Origin of the sequence: Streptomyces pristinaespiralis, assembly GCF_001278075.1 — a bacterium.
GTDB classification, from domain to species: Bacteria; Actinomycetota; Actinomycetes; order Streptomycetales; family Streptomycetaceae; genus Streptomyces; species Streptomyces pristinaespiralis.
Genome location: NZ_CP011340.1, coordinates 2,032,674 through 2,048,644, shown reverse-complemented (window position 1 = coordinate 2,048,644; position 15,971 = coordinate 2,032,674). Strand labels below are relative to the sequence as shown.

Here is a 15,971-nt window from a genome sequence, read left to right as displayed (position 1 = left end):
CCCGCAGGAGGCGGCGAGTTGAGTCACAGGCGAATACCCAAGCGAAAGGCCGTGCTTGCAGGAGCCGGGGCGGTGGGCATCGCCGCGGCCGCCGTGCTGCTGCCGCACGCCAACGCATCGCAGTCCGGCTCCGGTTCCGGGCCGGAGGCCGACCCGAGAACCCTGAGCGCCGCGGCGGCCCAGGACCTCGTCTCGGAACTGGGCCCCCAGCTCGGTGACGCGTATGCAGGTGCGTACTACGACGCGCAGAAACAGCAGGTCGTCGTCAACGTCGTCGGTGACAGCAACAGCGTCATCGTTCAGGTCAACGAGGCCGGCGCCGTCGCGCGGCCCGTCGAGAACAGCATGGGGCAGCTGAAAGCGGCGGCGGACACGCTGGCCGAGAAGGCCGCGGTCCCGGGCACGGCCTGGGCCGTCGACCCCAGGACCAACCAGCTCCTGGTCACGGCCGACCGCACGGTCGCCGGTGACGACTGGAACCGGCTGGAGTCGACCGTGAAATCGCTCGGCTCCGGGATGGCCCGGATCCAGAAGTCCGCGGGCGTGTTCAAGCCCTTCCTCGAGGGAGGTGACGCCATCTTCGGTGGCGGGTCCCGCTGTTCCCTCGGCTTCAACGTGACCACGGGCGACGGGCAGCCCGGCTTCCTCACCGCCGGACACTGCGGCGTCGCCGACGACCAGTGGTCCGAGGACCCGAACGGCGCGCCCATCGGTACGGTGCAGGCGGCGACGTTCCCCGGGGAGGGAGACTTCGCGCTCGTCACGTACGACGACCCCGCGACCGTCGCCCCGGGCACGGTCGACCTCGGCAACGGCCAGACCCTGGACATCGTGGGCGCCGACGACGCGGCGGTCGGCCAGGAAGTGTTCCGCATGGGCAGCACCACGGGCCTGAACAGCGGCCAGGTCACCGGACTGAACGCCACCGTGAACTACCCGGAGGGCACGGTCACCGGTCTCATCCAGACGAACGTGTGCGCGGAGCCGGGTGACAGCGGCGGGGCCCTGTTCACCCGCGACGGCGCCGCGATCGGGCTGACCTCGGGCGGCAGCGGAGACTGCACGTCGGGCGGCGAGACGTTCTTCCAGCCGGTGACGACGGCCCTCGCGGCGGTCGGCGCGGAGATCACCACGGGTGACGGCGGCGACGGCGGCGGCGCGGCCGACCAGGGCCAGGGCCAGCAGCAGGACGGCCAGGACCAGGGCCAGGGCGACCAGGACGGCCAGGACCAGCAGCAGGAGGGCCAGAACCAGGACGGTCAGGACCAGCAGGAGGGCCAGAACCAGGACGGTCAGGACCAGCAGCAGGGAGGGTTCGACGGCACCTGACCCGTAGTCACTGCTCCGCCGGTGGTCCGTCCTCCCCGACCCCGCCGGCGGGCTCTTCCCCCCACCGGCCGGGGGCGGGCGGACCTCCGCCCGCCCCCGGCCGCCGCGTTCAGAGCGTCTCGCTCAGCGAGTCCGCGAGCCGTCGGCGGGCGGTCCGCGTCGCGGGCAGGGAGGCCGCCGCCACCGCCCCGAGCACCGCGCCGGCGACGACCGCCACCAGCACCGGCCACGGGGGCAGATGGGCGATCCCCGCCCCCATCCCGCTCGAACTGCCCTGGGCGTCCACCAGCCACATGCCGAAGAGCGCGCCGAGTGCCGTTCCCGCCAGCGCCGACGCCAGCGCGGTCAGCCCTGCGGCGGTCACGATGACCGAGCCGATCTGCCGGGGCGTCAGCCCGATCGCCTTCAGCGCGAGCAGGTCCCGGCCGCGGTCGCGGACCCCGGTGCCGATCAGTGTCAGCAGCTCGGTGAGACCGATCAGGGCCAGGACGGCGATCAGGGCTGCGATCACGCCGCGCGCCGGTTCCAGCCGGTCCGCGGGGTTGGGCGTCTCGCGGATCTCCAGGGCGCCGCCCGCCGCCCCGTCGAGCGCGGAGCTCACCGACCGCGGGTCCGCCCCGTCCGTGAGCACCAGCGCGTGGAAGTCGGGCCGCAGCCCCGGGTCGCGTTCCCGCAGGGCGTCGACCGTCGTGGAGATGATCCGCCCGCCGGACTCGGGCTCGATGCTGCGTCCCACGATGTGCAGGATCTGCGGCCTGCCCTCGACGGTCATCCGCACCCAGTCGCCCACACGCACCCCGAGCAGGTCGAGGAGCCCCTGCCCGGCCACCGCCTCGTCCTGTCCGCGGGCCGCGCGTCCCTCGGCCACGGCCGACGGATAGGGGTCCTCCGCGGTGCCGAGCCCGCGCAGGGTGATCGTCCCGGTCTGCCCGGGGACGAGGGCCGCCATCTCGGCGCCGGGATGGACGGCGGCGACCTCCGGGACCCCGGCGAGGATTTGCCGCAGCTCGTCCTCCGTGGGGCCGCCGGGCTGCTCCGCCCGTACGGTCAGGGCCGCGGGCAGCCCCATCTGCGCGGGCCGGCCGCGGAACTGGTCGAGCGTCGACCAGGCGACCAGCGCGACGGTGATCAGTACGAGCGGCAGCGCGAGGCGCCCCACGGCGACGGCCGTACGGCCCCGGCGCGGGAAGGCCGAGCGCCAGCCCAGCACCAGCGCGGGCGGCATCCGCAGGCCGAGCGCCCTGCGGCCCAGCGCGGTCATCGGCGCGGCGGACGGCTGCGCCGCCCGGGCCACCGGGACCGGCGGCACCCGCCCGGCGCGCCAGGCCGCGAGCCCGGTCGCCGCCGCGATCAGCAGGACGGCGCCGCACGGCAGACCGATCATGAGCGCCGTGTATCCGGGCAGGTCCTGCCAGAGGGCGGCCGCGTCGCCGATCCGGCCCGGTATCCGCGCGCCCAGGAAGGCGATGGCCGTCGTACCGAGCGCCACCCCGAGCAGGGCGAACGCCAGGTGCTGGACGAGGAAGCCGCGTACGACCTGACCGGGTGTGAATCCCACCGCCTTGAGTACGGCGATGTCCCGCAGCTGGCCGCGGACCCGGGCGCCGATCGCCCCGGACGCGGCGAGGGCGGCCGCCAGCAGCGCACCGAGCCCGAACACGGCGAACAGCTGACCGAGGAGCCGGTCGTCGCCGCCGGCCTCCGCCCTGGCCTGCTGCCACTTGGTGACCTGGGCGACCCGGTCGGCGCCCAGCAGGGTCACCGCCCGCTGGACCATGAAGTCGGTGTCGCCGGAGTCCGCCAGCCGCAGACCCACGCTCTGCCCGGTGTCGCCGGGGGCGATCCCGTCGAGGGTCTCCGGCAGGACCCAGCCGATCCCTGGCCCGCCGCCCGCACGGTAGGGCGGTTCCGCCGCCTCGGCGACGCCGGTCACGCGCAGGGTGCGCACCGCCCCGTCCTGTCCGGTGACGCGCACCGTGTCGCCGGGTTCGGCCCACAGCGAGCGGGCGACCGAGCTCTCCAGCACGACGGCGCGGGCCGCGCCGCCGTCCTGCGGGGCGAGCCAGCTTCCCGAGGTGACCAGCGGCCGCCCGGTCCCGGGCGGCCGGACGCCCGTCGCCCGCAGGGCGACCGCCGCCCGCGCGCCGCGTGATTCGACGGTGGTGGCGGCGGTCCGGTAGGGGCCGGAGAGGGAGTCGACACCGTCGAGCCGGGACAGGGCCGCCGGGTCGGCGCCCGGCCGGGTCTGCAGCCAGATGTGGGCGCCCTGGGACTGGTTGAAGATCCGCTGCCAGGGGTTGGCGGCGTAGCTGAACAGGGCGCCGGCCAGCAGCAGGGAGGCGATGATCCCGGCGCTGGCGAGGACGACGAAGAGGGCCTCGCCGCGGTGTGCGCGGAAGTCGGCGTGAGCCCAGCGCAGAGTGGCCCGCATGCTCATTCCTTCAGTTCGAGCACGCCGGACACTCCGCCGGCCGGGCCGCGGTGGCCGCCGCCGAGCCGGGCGTCGTCGGCGATCCGTCCGTCGAAGAAGCTGATGACACGGTCGGCGGCGCTGGCCATCCGGGCGTCGTGGGTGACCATCAGGATCGTCTGTCCGCGCTGGTGGAAACGGGACAGCAGCCGCAGCACCTCCCGGGTGCCCTTGCTGTCGAGGCTGCCGGCCGGTTCGTCGGCGAGGAGCAGGGCAGGGTGGTTGACCAGGGCGCGGGCCAGTGCGACGCGCTGCTGTTCACCGCCGGACAGCTCGCCGGGCATGGACTTCTCCCGGCCTTCGAGGCCGAGCTCGGCGAGCAGTTCGGCCCGGGACTCGCGGGCGGCCCTGGGTGAGGCACCGGCGAGCAGCGCGGGAAGTTCGACGTTGTCGGCGACGGTCAGGTTGGAGACCAGGTTGAAGAACTGGAAGACGACACCGATGCTGCGCCGCCGCAGGACCGCCCAGCGGGCCTCGCGGTACTCGTCGACGCGCCGGCCGTCGAGCCACAGCTTTCCGCTGTCGGGCCGCTGGAGGCCGCCGATCAGATGCAGCAGGGTCGACTTCCCGGCGCCGGACGGCCCGGTGACGGCGACGAACTCGCCCGGCCGGACGGTCAGGTCCACGCCCCGTACGGCGTGCACCGGCGCGCCCTCGCCGTGGTGCGTCTTGGTCAGGCCCTCCGCGCGCACGATCGGCACGCTGCCGTGCCCGGGGCCTGCCGTCTCCGCGGCCGGGTCCGGACCCGTGCCGGGTCCCCGGCGGTCGCCGGAGGCCGCGTCGTGGCTCATTCCAGCTCCTCCTGACAGCGCTCCAGCCAGTCCAGGTCGGCCTGGAGATGCAGCATCGCGCCCTCGATCAGCAGTTGGGAGATCCGGTTGTCCCGGTCCTCGGCGGCGGCCAGCTTCGACAGGTCCCGCATGGTGTTGAGGTACTGCCGCCGCTGCTTGTTGATCAGGGCGACCGGGTCGGCGAGCCCCGACTCCGGCGCCAGGGCGAGCTTCATGAAGAACTCGTCCCGCACACGCGGCTCGTCGGTGGTCTCCTCGAACCAGGCCTGCACCGCCTCACGCCCGGCGTCGGTCAGCCGGTACGTGCGCTTGTTGGGCCGGCCCGACTGCTCGACGTCCTCGCCGTCGATCAGCCCGCTCTTCTCCAGGCGGCCGAGGGTGACGTAGATCTGGCCGACGTTCGGCTGAGGGTACGCGGCGCCCAGGAGCTTCTCAAGGTCCTGCTTCAGCTCGTAACCATGCGCCGGGCCACGGGTGAGCAGTGCCAGGAGCGGCAGCCGCACGCTCCCCCCTCTCTCCCGCTGACGTAGTTTCCTGTTGGCCGGGCGGTGGGCGTGTGGCCCATGGCACCTGTCCGGTCCGCCTGGACGTCTAGTATCGCCCATGCCTAACGGGTATATATAGGGCCCGATGGTCGGCGACGCAGCCGGATCGTGCACCGGGAGGAACCTATGCGGTGGATGCGTGCCGCGGGTAGAGCTCTCCTGGTCGTGGCGGTGCTGCTGGCCGGGTACGCCGGTTTCGGCGCCCGGGCCGGGGGCGTGGACCCTCAGGGCCGCGGACCGATGACGCTCGCGACGGCGGGCGATCTCACCGACTACCTCTCGCCGCTTCTCGACGACTGGAACCGCACCCACCCCGAAGAGCGGGTCACGCTGGTCGAACTGCCCGACTCGGCGGACGAGACCCGGGCGCAGATGACCAGCGAACTGCGCTCCGGCAGCGACCGCTTCGACGTGCTGAACATCGACGTGGCCTGGACGTCCGAGTTCGCCGCGGCGGGGTGGATCTCCCCGCTCGAGCGCGACCGGTTCCCGCTGGACAGTTTCCTGCGGCCGGTCGTCGACACCGCCACCTTCGACGGGCGGCTGTTCGCGGTCCCGTACGTCACCAACGCCGGGCTGCTCTACTACCGCAAGGACATCCTCGAACGGGAGGGCGCCCGGCCCCCGCGCACCTGGGCGGAGCTGGCCCACCAGGCCCGTACGATCGCCCCGAAGTACGGCCTGGACGGTTACGCCGGCCAGTTCCTGCCGTACGAAGGGCTCACCGTCAACGTCGCGGAAGCGGTGCACTCCGCGGGCGGCTCGATCCTGCGGGACGACGGGGAGCGGGTCACCGTGGACTCCGCCGCGGCGCGGGCCGGCCTGACGTTCCTCGCGGACGGGGTGCGCCAGGGATGGATCCCCCGGGAGGCTCTCGGCTACAAGGAGGAGGAGTCGCGGCAGGCGTTCCAGGACGGCCGGCTGCTCTTCCTGCGGAACTGGCCCTATGTCTACGCGGACGCGGGCGCCGAGGGCTCGAAGGTGGCGGGGAAGTTCGGCGCCGTGCCGCTGCCCGGCCCCCACGGGCCCGGCACCAGTGTGCTGGGGGGCTCCAACCTCGCCGTCAGCGCCCACTCGCGGCACCCGGCGTCGGCCGCGGACCTGATCGCCTACCTCACCAGTGAGCGGGTTCAGCGGCAGGTGCTCACCGAGGGCTCGCTGCCGCCGGTGCGCGCGGCGCTGTACGAGGACCCGGAGCTGATCAAGGCCCATCCCTATCTGCCGACGCTGCGCCAGAGCGTGCTGTCGGCGGTGCCACGGCCCAAGAGTCCGCGCTACGACCAGGTCAGCCTGGCGGTGCAGGCGGTGGCGCAGGACGTGATGGCGTTGCGGCAGACGCCTGCCGAGGCCGTCGCGCGGCTCGCGCGCGAGCTGGGGGCGATCTCCCGCAGGGGCTGACCCGCCCACGTCCCACCTCCGGTCGTTCACTTCAAGAGCCTCTACTTACATGTTAAGTAGAGGCTCTCTCTTTGCCACCTGGGCATTACGGTGCAAATCACCCCAGCTTTCGACGGTTTCAGGAAGCATCGTTGACACCTTCCAGTCACCGCTACTTAACATGCATGCATAACAGCGCACCCGGTCCGGGGCGCTCTCGCATTCAGCAGAAACAGGTCGACGCGAGATGCTCAGCACGCTTCCGGCCGGCATCGGCCGGCCCTCCCGCCCTGCCTCCACACCTGACCCGTGGTGGCGCGACGCGGTGATCTACCAGGTCTACGTCCGCAGCTTCCTGGACAGCACCGGGGACGGCATCGGCGACCTGGCCGGCGTCAGGGCCGGGCTTCCCTACCTCAGGAAGCTGGGCGTCGACGGCATCTGGCTCAGCCCCTTCTACCCCTCGCCGCAGCACGACCACGGCTACGACGTCGCCGACTACCAGGGCGTCGACCCCGTCTACGGCGACCTCGCCGAGTTCGACCGGCTGGTGGCCGACGCCCGACGCCTCGGACTGAAACTGCTGCTCGACATCGTCCCCAACCACTGCTCCAGCGAGCACCCGTGGTTCCGCGAGGCGCTCGCCGCCGGCCCCGGCGGCGCGGCCCGCTCCCGCTTCCACTTCGCGCCCGGCCGCGGTCCTGACGGCGCCGAGCCGCCCAACAACTGGCGCGCCATGTTCGGCGGCCCCGCCTGGAGCCGCGTCACCGAACCCGACGGCACCCCGGGGGAGTGGTACCTCCACCTCTTCACCCCCGAGCAGCCCGACCTCAACTGGCGCGACCCGGCCGTCGGCGACGACTTCGAACAGGTACTGCGCTTCTGGCTGGACCGCGGCGTCGACGGCTTCCGTATCGATGTCGCCGCCGGACTGTTCAAGCACCCCGCGCTCCCCGACTCCGACGACCCGTTCGCCGACGAGCGCGCCCGCGACTCGGTCAACCCGCTGGCCTGGAACCAGCCCGAGGTCCACGACGTGTGGCGCCGCTGGCGGTCGGTGTGCGAGGAGTACGCCGCCCGTGACGGACACGACCGGCTGCTCGTCGGCGAGGTGTCCGTACCCACCGCCCGTGAACACGCCGAGTACGTCCGCCCCGACGAACTGCACCAGGCCTTCTTCTTCGACCTGCTGTCCGCCCCCTGGGACGCCGACGCCTTCCGCTCGACGATCGACGAGGCGATACGCGACATCGCCGGCACCGGCTCGACCGTCACCTGGGTCCTCAACAACCACGACCAGGTCCGCACCGTCACCCGCTACGCGGGCGAGCCCGGCGTCGAGGCCAGCGGACTCGGCGCCGCCCGCGCCCGCGCCGCGGCCCTGCTGATGCTCGCCCTGCCCGGCGCCGCCTACGTCTACCAGGGCGAGGAGCTCGGACTGCCCGAGGTTCTCGACCTGCCCGACGAGGTGCTGACCGACCCGATCTTCCACCGCACCGGCAGTCGGAAGCGCATCCGCGACGGCTGCCGCGTCCCGCTGCCCTGGTCCGGCCACGCTTCCCCGTTCGGCTTCAGCCAGGGCGCGGCCGGGGCCCGGCCGTGGCTCCCGCAACCCGAGTGGTTCGCGGAACACGCCACCGACCGGGCCCTGGCCGACACCCGATCCTTCTGGCACCTGTACCGCGACGGCCTCCAACTGCGCCGCAGCCTCCCCCAGCTGGGCGAGGGCACGCTGCGCTGGCTGGACGCGCCGCCGCAGGTGCTCGCGATGGCCCGCGGCGACGGGCTGATCTGCGCGGTCAACTTCGGCACCGAGCCGGTCCCCGCGCCCGTGACCGGAACACCTCTGCTCTCCAGCGGTCCCTGCCCGGACGGTGTGCTCCCCGGAGCGACAGCCGCCTGGTGGACCGGCGACCACCCCGCTTCCTGATCCCGCTCTGTCTCGGAAGGACCTCACCATGCGACGAATCGGCAGCACCACCACCCGGCGTACGACGGCCGCCGCCTCCGCGGTGCTCGGCCTCGCCCTCGGCGCCACCGCCTGCGGCGGCACCACCGAAGCCGCGAGCGGCGGCGAGCTCAGCGGCCAGACCGTCACCGTGGCCGGCGTCTGGACCGGCAGCGAACAGAAGAACTTCAAGAAGGTGCTCGACGCCTTCAGTGAGAAGACCGGCGCCAAGACCGTCTTCGTGCCCTCGGGCGACAACGTGTCCACCTTCGTCGGCAGCAAGATCGAGGGCGGCAACGCACCGGACGTCGTGATGGTGCCGCAGGTGGGTGTCCTCCAGCAGTTCGCGAAGGAAGGCTGGCTCGAGCCGCTCTCCGACAAGACCGCGAAGACGGCCACCGCGGGTCTCGCCCCGGTGTGGAAGAACTACGGCACCGTCGACAAGACGTACTACGGCCTCTACTTCAAGGCCGCCCACAAGTCGACCGTCTGGTACAGCCCCGAGGCGTTCACCCAGGCCGGTGTCAGCGCCCCCAAGACGTACGAGGACCTCCTCAAGACCGGCCGCACCCTCGCCGACTCGGGCCGCCCGGCCTTCTCCGTCGCGGGCGAGGACGGCTGGACGCTGACCGACTGGTTCGAGAACATCTACCTCTCCCAGGCCGGACCCGAGAAGTACGACCAGCTCGCACGGCACGAGCTCAAGTGGACCGACGAGAGCGTCGTCGCGGCCCTGACCACGCTCGGTGAACTGTTCAAGGACGACCAGCTCGTCGCGGGCGGCGCGAAGGCCGCCCTCCAGACCGACTTCCCGTCCTCCGTCGAGCAGGTCTTCGGCCCCGAACCCAAGGCGGGCATGGTCTACGAAGGTGACTTCGTCGGCGGCATAGCCAAGGACGAGTTCGGCCGCAAGCTCGGCGAGGACGCCGCCTTCTTCCCCTTCCCCGCCGTCGGCGGGGGCGAGGCCCCGGTCGTCAGCGGCGGCGACGCCGCCGTGGTCCTCAAGGACGGCAAGAACAGCAAGGCCGGCATGAAGCTCCTGGAATTCCTCGCCACCCCGGAGGCGGCCGAGATCTGGGCCGGAGCCGGCGGGTTCCTGTCGCCGAACAAGGACGTCAGCCTCGACGCCTACGGTGACGAGACCACCCGCTCCACCGCCGAATCCCTCGTCGCGGCCGGCGACTCGGTCCGCTTCGACATGTCCGACCAGGCGCCCGCGGCGTTCGGCGGCACCAAGGGGGCGGGGGAGTGGAAGCTCCTCCAGGACTTCCTGCGCGACCCGTCGGACCCGAAGGCCACCGCGGCGAAGCTCGAGGCCGCGGCCGCCAAGGCGTACGGGAACTGAGGCCGGCACCATGGCCGACACACTCGAGGGACGGGCCCGAGGGGCCCGCACTCCCAAGGCCGGCGCCGCGCTCGACGCGCGGCGCCGGGCCCAGCGCAGAAAGCGCCGCCTCGCGGTCCTGTTCGTCCTGCCCGCCGTGCTGCTGCTCGGTGCGCTGGTCGTCTACCCCGTCCTCTTCTCCGTCGGGCGGAGCCTGTTCGACGCGAGCGGCGAGCAGTTCGTCGGCGCGGCCAATTACACGGAGATCTTCCAGGACCCCGCCACGCTCAAAGCCATCCGCAACAGCACCATCTGGGTCGTGGTGGCACCGGTCCTGCTGACCGGCCTCGGCCTGATGCTGGCCGTCCTCACCGAGAAGGTCCGCTGGGCGACCGCCTTCAAGCTGGTGCTCTTCCTGCCCATGGCCGTGTCGTTCCTCGCGGCCGGCATCATCTTCCGGCTCGCCTACGAGCAGAACCCGGACCGCGGCGTCCTGAACGCGGTGGTCGTCGCCGCCCACGACGCCTTCGAGGACCCGGCCGCCTACCCGACCGCCCGCGTCCGCGAACAGTCCGGCCTCACCGGGAAGGCCGGCGGCCCGTACACCACGAAGGACACCGTCCGTCCCGGCAGTGCCGTCAGCCTCGGCTTCGTCGGCGTCGCACCCGACGCGGTGCCCGCCGACGCGCGTCCCGCCCAGGCCCCGGCCGGCGGGGACGGCGTGGGCGGCGTCGCCTACCTCGACTTCGTACCGGGCGGCGGCGGCACCCCGGGCAAGGTCGATCCGGCGGAGAAGGGCCTGCCCGGCATGACCGTCGAAGCCGTCCGCGACGGCGAGGTGGCCGCCACGGCCACCACCGCCGCCGACGGATCCTTCCGCTTCGACGGCCTGGCCGACGGCGAGTACACCGTCCGGCTGCCCGCGTCGAACTTCGCCGCGCCCTACCAGGGCGTCAACTGGCTCGGCCCGGCGCTGGTCACGCCCGCCATCATCGGCGCCTACCTGTGGGTGTGGACCGGCTTCGCGATGGTGCTCATCGGCGCCGGACTCGCCGCCATCCCGCGCGACGCGCTGGAGGCGGCCCGGATGGACGGCGCCACCGAGGGCCAGATCTTCCGCAGGATCACCGTGCCGCTGCTGGCGCCCGTGCTCACGGTCGTCTTCGTGACGCTGGTCATCAACGTGATGAAGGTCTTCGACCTCGTCTACATCATCGCGCCCGGACCGGTCCAGGAAGAGGCCAACGTGCTGGCCACCCGGATGTGGCTGGTCTCCTTCGGAGGCGGCAACGACCAGGGGCTCGGCAGCGCCCTCAGCGTCCTGCTGCTCCTGCTGGTCGTACCGGCCATGATCTTCAACGTCCGGCGCTTCAGAAGGAGCCGATCATGAGCGCCCGCACCACCGTCGAGCGCCCGCCCGTGGAGCGGGCCGTGACCCGGCCCGTACGGCCCTCCCCGCCCGGACGCCCCCGACGCCGGGGCCGGCTCTCGAAATGGCTGGGCAGCGGGGCCGTCCAGGCCGTACTGATCGTCGTCGCCCTCATCTGGATCACTCCGCTGGCCGGGTTGTTCCTCTCGTCCATGCGGTCCGAACGCGACAACGCGTCCGACGGCTGGTGGACGGCGCTGACCGACCCCTCGCAGCTGTCCCTCGACAACTACACCGCGCTCTTCGAGGACTCCGGCATCGCCGGCGCGTTCTGGAACACCGTCCTGATCTCGGTGCCCACCACCCTGCTGGTCGTCGGCATCGCGGCACTCGCCGGATACGCCTTCGCCTGGCTGGACTTCCCCGGCCGTGACGCGGTCTTCCTCGTGGTCGTCGGGCTGCTGGTGGTGCCCGTGCAGATCGGTCTGCTGCCGGTCGCCAAACTCTTCGGCGCGGTCGGCCTGTTCGGCACCGTCGCGGGCGTCATCCTCTTCCACGTCGCGTACGGGCTGCCGTTCGCCATCTTCCTGCTGCGCAACTATTTCGCGGAGATCCCGCGGGAGATGCTGGAGGCGGCGCGGATGGACGGCGGCGGCGAATGGCGGATCTTCTCCCGCCTCGTCCTGCCGCTGGGCCGCCCGGCCATCGCGAGCCTGGCCATCTTCCAGTTCCTCTGGGTGTGGAACGACATGCTCGTCGCGCTGCTCTTCGCGGACAGCGAGTCGCAGCCGCTGACGGTGGCGCTGCAGTCCCAGATGCGGCAGTTCGGCAGCAACATCGGGGTGCTGGCGCCGGGGGCGTTCCTGTCGCTGGTGGTGCCGCTGGTCGTCTTCTTCGCGTTCCAGAAGCACTTCGTGCAGGGGGTGATGGCGGGGTCGGTGAAGTAGGGGCACGGGTGGCGGGTCCGCTGCGCGGGCCGCATCCCCTGCCCGCCCCTCCCCGACGAGCGGCTCCGCCCGCACCGGCACCGCGCTCCGCGCCGGTGTCCTCAATCGCCGGACGGGCCGGATTTCGCTGCGCGAAATCCGCTCCGCCGGCGATTTGGGCTGTCAGCCGCGAGTCCCGTGGGGCGGTTGTTGCGCGAGCCGGAGCCCCGTTGTCCCGTCGGACGGCTGAGAGCCGAGCCCGAGCCCCGCCGGCGGCTGGGGCGCGCCGCCGGCCTGCCGGCCCGCAGCCTCGTCGGCTGGTGCGAGGTGGGCCGAGCCCCGTGGGGCGGTTGCGTTGTGTGCCCGATGCCGGTCGGGCGATCCGGGGCGTGGGGCCTCAGCCTCGCGGGTTGGTGAGGTGTGGGTGCGAGCCCTTCGGCGATCCGGGGCGCGAGGCCTCAGTCTCGTGGGTTGGTGAGGTGTGGGCGCGAGCTCTTTGGTGAGCCGGGGCGCGAGGCCCCAGCCTCGTCGGCTGGTGAGGCGCTGAGGCGCGGGTCCGGCCCGGGGGCGCGCCGGGTCCGGTGTCAGTGAGGTGCCGCGTCGAGCGTGCGGGTCAGTTCGTCCAGTTCCTCGCGCAGCGCGCGGATCCGCGCAGGTGTCAGGCCCGTCGCCTCCGCGATGCGGCGCGGCATGCCCAGGGCCTTCTCGCGCAGGGCGCGACCCGCCTGAGTGGGCCGGGCCGTCACCGAGCGTTCGTCCTCCGTGCTGCGCCGGCGTTCCACGTAGCCCGTCGACTCGAGGCGCTTCAGCAGCGGCGACAGCGTGCCGGAGTCCAGGCGCAGGTGTTCGCCGATCTCCTTGACGGGCAGTTCGCCGTGCTCCCACAGGACCAGCATCACCAGGTACTGCGGGTACGTGAGGCCGAGGTCCTTCAGGACCGTGCGGTACACGCCGTTGAACGCCCGGGACGCGGCGTGCAGCGAGAAGCAGATCTGGTGTTCGAGGCGGAGGAAGTCCTCGTCCGGGACGTCCGCCAGTGTCTTCTTCTCCATGCCCCCACTCTACCAAGCCGCGAGCAATTAAGTTGTGCTCAATTTAATTGTGTGCTTTGATCTGTGTCATCGGTTCCCGACCACGACGAAGAGGGATGCACCCCATGGATGCCATCTACACCGCTGTCGCCACCGCCAACGGCCGTGAGGGCCGCGCCGTCAGCTCCGACGGCCAGATCGACCTCCCGCTCGCCTTCCCCGCGGCCCTCGGCGGCAACGGACAGGGCACCAACCCCGAGCAGCTCTTCGCCGCCGGGTACGCCGCCTGCTTCGCCAGCGCGATGGGGGCCATAGGCCGCCAGGAGAAGATCGACGTCAAGGACGCCTCCGTGACCGCGGAGGTCAGCATCGGCAAGGACACCGACGGCGGCTTCGGTCTGTCCGTGATCATGCGGGTCGAGCTCCCCGACCACCTCCAGGGCGAGGCCGGCGAGGCGCTGCTCAAGAAGACCCACGCGTACTGCCCCTACTCGAAGGCGACCCGCGGCAACCTGCCCGTCGAGCTCGTCATCGAGTAATCACCGGCCGGTCACCCTGCTTGACCACCCCGGGTCGCACCGGGCACGCGCCGTGACCGCCCTCGCGGCCACGGCGCGCGCCCGGTGCGACCTGGGGAAAAGGGCAAAAGGTGCTCGCCCCGGCGATTGCGCTTAGCTTGGCGTGGACCGGACCCGCACAGCAGGCCGCGCTGTCGTGAGCAGCGTCCGAAGGTGGTGAAACCGTGTCGGATGCCGACACCCCGAACCACGTCCCACCCGCGGAGGACGCCGTCGCGGCGGCCCTTCTCAAGGTGCTGTTCGCCAGATCCGCGGGTGCCCTCCATGTGCTCGACGACCAGCTGACGGTGGTCCGGGCCGACGGCCCCGACGCGGCGGCGGAGGGCGCGGGCCATCTCCTGGGCCGGCCGTTCACCGAGGTCTACCGGCTCGACGAACCGCACACGGCGGAGGGTCTGCTCCGGGAAGTGCTGATCAGCGGCAGGCCGGCGACGGACCACGTGTTCCGCGGGCGCCGCGCGGGCGAGGAGGGCCCCGACCGCCGCTTCCTCATGCAGGCCTACCGCCTCGACGATCACCGCGGCCGTTCCCTCGGACGGGTGCTGGCCTGCATGGCCGACGTCACCCAGCGTGAGAAGGCCCGCAGACGCAAGGCCGCCCTCGCGGCCGTGCGGGAGGCCGTGGGGCGGACGCTGGACGTGACGGCGACGGCGGAGGCGTTCACCGGCGCCGTCGTACCGGCGTACGCCGACATCGCCGTGGTCGACGTGCTGGACGACGTGCTGCGCGGCACCGTCCCCCTCGCCGGGCCGCCGGAGCGGGACGTCCCGCTCCGGCGCGCCGCCTTCCGCAGCTGCGACGAAGCCGCCGTCCCGGCGCGGCCCGTGGGCGACATACGGGGTCTGCCCGACCTCACCCCCTACGGCAGGGTGCTCGCCGACTTCCAGCCGCGGCTCGTCGCCCTCGACCGCGACGCGCCCTGGCTGCGGGCGGACCCCGCCCTTGCCCGGGCGATCCGCGCGTCCGGCGCCCGCTCCATGATCGTGGCGCCGCTGTCGGTGCGCGGCGCACCGCTCGGGCTGGTCACGCTCTACCGGTGCGAGGACGCCGAGCCCTTCGAGGAGGCGGACCGGACGCTGGTGCTCAGCCTGGCCGCCCACACCGCGCTCAGCATCGACAACGCCCGCAGGTACGAGTACGACCACACCGTCGCCTCGACCGTCCAGCGCCGCCTGCTGCCGCCGAGGACCACTGCCGGACCGGCCGTCGAGACCGCGCACCTGTACCTGTCCGGTCACAACAGCGGCTGCTGGTTCGACACCATCGGCCTGTCCGGGGCGCGGACCGCGATGGTCGTGGGCAACGTCAGCGGGGAGGGCATCGAGGCCGCCGCGGCGATGGGCCAGCTGCGTATGGTCATCAACGCGCTCGCCGCGCTGGACCTCGAGCCGGACGAGCTGCTGGCCAGGCTCAACGACACCGCAAACCGGCTGGCCCAGGAACGCGCGGCGCTGCCGCCGGGGGACCCGCTGCACCGGCAGCCGCTGACGGCCACCTGCACCTACGCCGTGTACGACCCCTTCACCCGTGTCTGCGCCGTCGCCCGGGCCGGCCACCCGGCGCCGTTCGTCGTCCGTCCGGACGGCAGCGCGTCGACGCCCGACGTGGCGGAGGGGCCGAAACTCGGCTCCTTCGACACCGCGCCGTGCGCGGTCACCGCCGTCACCCTCGAGGTGGGCAGCCTGCTGGCGTTCTACACCGGCGGGCTCGCGCACGACGGGATGCTCGCCAGGCCCGCCAGGAAGGCCCTCGCCCACCCGGAGCAGGAGCTCGGCGAACTCTGCGACGCCGTCGCCTACACCTTGCCGGCGGACGCGGGCCCCGAAGGGATCGCCCTGCTCCTCGCCCGTACGGGCAGTGTCGTCGCGGACCACGTGGCCGAGCTGGAACTGCCGCACGAGCCGACGGCGCCCGCCCTCGCCAGGACCTTCGCCCGCGATCTCCTCGGCGCCTGGGGCATCGACGGGGAGACGGCCTTCGGCACCGAGCTGATCGTCAGCGAACTGGTGACCAACGCCGTGCGCTACGGCACTCCGCCGCTGCGGCTGCGCCTCATCCGCGGCGACACGCTCACCTGCGAGGTGCACGACGCCAGTTCGGTCTCCCCGCACCTGCGCCACGCCCGCACCGTCGACGAGGGCGGGCGGGGACTGTTCATCGTCTCGGAACTCGCCGGGAACTGGGGCACCCGCTATACCGGCGGCGGCAAGGTCCTGTGGACCGAACAGCACCTGCCGCCACCGGACTGACTCCGGCGTCCCTCAGCCCCCGGTGGGGCCGCGG

General features: G+C 72.6%; 12 protein-coding genes. 8 read left to right on the top strand and 4 right to left on the bottom strand.

The annotated features are described in order from the left end of the window. Positions 1–18: 18 nt before the first annotated feature. Positions 19–1,329, top strand: coding sequence for a S1 family peptidase (locus SPRI_RS08610; RefSeq protein ID WP_078535220.1), 1,311 nt, complete (start codon positions 19–21; stop codon positions 1,327–1,329). Between the two features lie 109 nt (positions 1,330–1,438). Here SPRI_RS08610 and SPRI_RS08605 read toward each other — a convergent pair whose 3' ends face one another. The 3 genes from SPRI_RS08605 to SPRI_RS08595 are packed head-to-tail and all read right to left on the bottom strand — an operon-like array spanning position 1,439 to position 5,093. Further along, positions 1,439–3,760: an FtsX-like permease family protein gene (locus SPRI_RS08605; protein ID WP_053556825.1), complete on the bottom strand. Its 2,322-nt coding sequence runs from the start codon at positions 3,758–3,760 to the stop codon at positions 1,439–1,441. A 2-nt stretch (positions 3,761–3,762) separates the two neighbouring features. Then, positions 3,763–4,590, bottom strand: a complete 828-nt coding sequence (locus tag SPRI_RS08600; RefSeq protein WP_005310454.1) for an ABC transporter ATP-binding protein — start codon at positions 4,588–4,590, stop codon at positions 3,763–3,765. Next, complete coding sequence (locus SPRI_RS08595; protein WP_005310452.1) at positions 4,587–5,093, bottom strand: PadR family transcriptional regulator; 507 nt, start codon at positions 5,091–5,093, stop codon at positions 4,587–4,589. Before SPRI_RS08595 ends, SPRI_RS08600 begins: the two co-directional genes overlap by 4 nt. A 168-nt stretch (positions 5,094–5,261) precedes the next feature. Between SPRI_RS08595 and SPRI_RS08590 the strand changes: the two genes are divergently transcribed. The 5 genes from SPRI_RS08590 to SPRI_RS08570 all read left to right on the top strand — a co-directional run bounded on the left by SPRI_RS08590 (position 5,262) and on the right by SPRI_RS08570 (position 12,100). Continuing rightward, positions 5,262–6,533, top strand: coding sequence for an ABC transporter substrate-binding protein (locus SPRI_RS08590; protein ID WP_037773480.1), 1,272 nt, complete (start codon positions 5,262–5,264; stop codon positions 6,531–6,533). A 226-nt stretch (positions 6,534–6,759) separates the two neighbouring features. Continuing rightward, positions 6,760–8,442, top strand: a complete 1,683-nt coding sequence (locus SPRI_RS08585; protein ID WP_078951232.1) for a glycoside hydrolase family 13 protein — start codon at positions 6,760–6,762, stop codon at positions 8,440–8,442. Between the two features lie 28 nt (positions 8,443–8,470). Beyond that, a complete protein-coding gene (locus SPRI_RS08580) occupies positions 8,471–9,805 on the top strand; it encodes an ABC transporter substrate-binding protein (RefSeq protein ID WP_005310446.1) in 1,335 nt (444 codons plus the stop codon). Positions 9,806–9,815: 10 nt separating this feature from the next. After that, complete coding sequence (locus SPRI_RS08575; protein ID WP_053556824.1) at positions 9,816–11,174, top strand: ABC transporter permease; 1,359 nt, start codon at positions 9,816–9,818, stop codon at positions 11,172–11,174. Beyond that, positions 11,171–12,100, top strand: coding sequence for a carbohydrate ABC transporter permease (locus tag SPRI_RS08570; RefSeq protein ID WP_078951231.1), 930 nt, complete (start codon positions 11,171–11,173; stop codon positions 12,098–12,100). The genes SPRI_RS08575 and SPRI_RS08570 overlap by 4 nt, the downstream gene beginning before the upstream one ends. A 563-nt stretch (positions 12,101–12,663) precedes the next feature. On the opposite strand, the gene SPRI_RS08565 is transcribed toward SPRI_RS08570, so the two are convergent. After that, positions 12,664–13,131 carry a MarR family winged helix-turn-helix transcriptional regulator gene (locus tag SPRI_RS08565; protein ID WP_005310442.1) on the bottom strand — a complete coding sequence of 156 codons (468 nt, stop codon included), beginning with the start codon at positions 13,129–13,131 and terminating at the stop codon, positions 12,664–12,666. Between the two features lie 104 nt (positions 13,132–13,235). Between SPRI_RS08565 and SPRI_RS08560 the strand changes: the two genes are divergently transcribed. Together SPRI_RS08560 and SPRI_RS08555 are read left to right on the top strand one after the other, a co-directional pair. Then, the gene (locus SPRI_RS08560) at positions 13,236–13,649 is read left to right on the top strand and encodes an organic hydroperoxide resistance protein (protein ID WP_005310440.1); all 414 of its coding nucleotides are present in this window, start codon (positions 13,236–13,238) and stop codon (positions 13,647–13,649) included. A gap of 203 nt (positions 13,650–13,852) precedes the next feature. Then, entirely contained in the window at positions 13,853–15,937 is a 2,085-nt protein-coding gene (locus SPRI_RS08555) for a SpoIIE family protein phosphatase (protein ID WP_053556823.1), read from the top strand. Positions 15,938–15,971 lie beyond the last annotated feature (34 nt).

Bases quoted from the DNA above. Each gene is read 5' to 3' on its own strand.
- SPRI_RS08585 (WP_078951232.1), top strand. From the start codon at position 6,760: ATGCTCAGCACGCTTCCGGCCGGCATCGGCCGGCCCTCCCGCCCTGCC.
- SPRI_RS08570 (WP_078951231.1), top strand. From the start codon at position 11,171: ATGAGCGCCCGCACCACCGTCGAGCGCCCGCCCGTGGAGCGGGCCGTG.
- SPRI_RS08605 (WP_053556825.1), bottom strand. From the start codon at position 3,760: ATGCGGGCCACTCTGCGCTGGGCTCACGCCGACTTCCGCGCACACCGC.
- SPRI_RS08560 (WP_005310440.1), top strand. From the start codon at position 13,236: ATGGATGCCATCTACACCGCTGTCGCCACCGCCAACGGCCGTGAGGGC.
- SPRI_RS08575 (WP_053556824.1), top strand. From the start codon at position 9,816: ATGGCCGACACACTCGAGGGACGGGCCCGAGGGGCCCGCACTCCCAAG.
- SPRI_RS08580 (WP_005310446.1), top strand. From the start codon at position 8,471: ATGCGACGAATCGGCAGCACCACCACCCGGCGTACGACGGCCGCCGCC.
- SPRI_RS08590 (WP_037773480.1), top strand. From the start codon at position 5,262: ATGCGGTGGATGCGTGCCGCGGGTAGAGCTCTCCTGGTCGTGGCGGTG.
- SPRI_RS08565 (WP_005310442.1), bottom strand. From the start codon at position 13,131: ATGGAGAAGAAGACACTGGCGGACGTCCCGGACGAGGACTTCCTCCGC.
- SPRI_RS08600 (WP_005310454.1), bottom strand. From the start codon at position 4,590: ATGAGCCACGACGCGGCCTCCGGCGACCGCCGGGGACCCGGCACGGGT.